Source organism: Acidovorax sp. KPB24-07, from assembly GCF_057543315.1.
Genome location: NZ_BAAJYS010000691.1, coordinates 1 through 1,194 on the forward strand (window position 1 = coordinate 1; position 1,194 = coordinate 1,194).

Here is a 1,194-nt window from a genome sequence, read left to right on the forward strand (position 1 = left end):
TTAAGCAATGATCTTGGCCACGACGCCGGCGCCGACGGTACGACCGCCTTCACGGATGGCGAAGCGCAGGCCTTCTTCCATGGCGATGGGGTTGATCAGCTTGACGGTGATCGACACGTTGTCGCCGGGCATGACCATTTCCTTGTCGGCTGGCAGCTCGATGGCGCCAGTCACGTCGGTCGTGCGGAAGTAGAACTGAGGACGGTAGTTGTTGAAGAAAGGCGTGTGACGGCCACCTTCGTCCTTGGACAGCACGTACACCTCGGCGGTGAAGTGCGTGTGCGGCTTGATGGAGTTGGGCTTGCACAGCACTTGGCCGCGTTCCACGTCTTCGCGCTTGGTACCGCGCAGCAGCAGACCGACGTTGTCGCCAGCCTGGCCTTGGTCCAGCAGCTTGCGGAACATTTCCACGCCGGTGCAGGTGGTCTTTTGCGTGTCGCGGATACCGACGATTTCGATTTCTTCGCCGACCTTGATGATGCCGCGCTCGATACGGCCCGTCACCACGGTGCCGCGACCGGAGATCGAGAACACGTCTTCCACGGGCATCAGGAATGCGCCGTCCACAGCGCGCTCGGGCGTGGGGATGTACGAGTCCAGGGCTTCGGCCAGCTTCATGATGGCTTCTTCACCCAGGGCGCCCTTGTCGCCTTCCAGGGCGAGCTTGGCGGAACCGCGGATGATGGGGGTGTCGTCGCCTGGGAAGTTGTACTTGTCCAGGAGTTCGCGCACTTCCATTTCGACGAGTTCGAGCAGCTCTTCGTCATCGACCATGTCGCACTTGTTCAGGAACACGATGATGTAAGGCACGCCCACTTGGCGGGCCAGCAGGATGTGCTCGCGGGTCTGGGGCATGGGGCCGTCAGCGGCCGAGCACACCAGGATGGCGCCGTCCATCTGGGCAGCGCCGGTGATCATGTTCTTCACATAGTCGGCGTGACCGGGGCAGTCCACGTGGGCGTAGTGACGGTTGGCCGTTTCGTATTCCACGTGAGCGGTGTTGATCGTGATGCCGCGGGCCTTTTCTTCGGGCGCTGCGTCGATCTGGTCGTATGCCTTGGCTTCGCCGCCGAACTTGGAGGACAGCACCGTGGCGATGGCCGCCGTCAGCGTCGTCTTGCCATGGTCCACGTGACCGATGGTGCCCACGTTCACGTGGGGCTTGGTACGTTCGAACTTACCTTTTGCCATTTT

General features: G+C 61.8%; 1 protein-coding gene. It reads right to left on the reverse strand.

Going from position 1 to position 1,194, the window contains the following annotated elements:
- Positions 1-1,191 (reverse strand): elongation factor Tu, encoded by a 1,191-nt coding sequence (tuf, locus tag AC27IQ_RS25035; protein ID WP_272549654.1) that lies wholly within the window; start codon positions 1,189-1,191, stop codon positions 1-3.
- Positions 1,192-1,194 lie beyond the last annotated feature (3 nt).

Bases quoted from the DNA above. Each gene is read 5' to 3' on its own strand.
- tuf (WP_272549654.1), bottom strand. From the start codon at position 1,191: ATGGCAAAAGGTAAGTTCGAACGTACCAAGCCCCACGTGAACGTGGGC.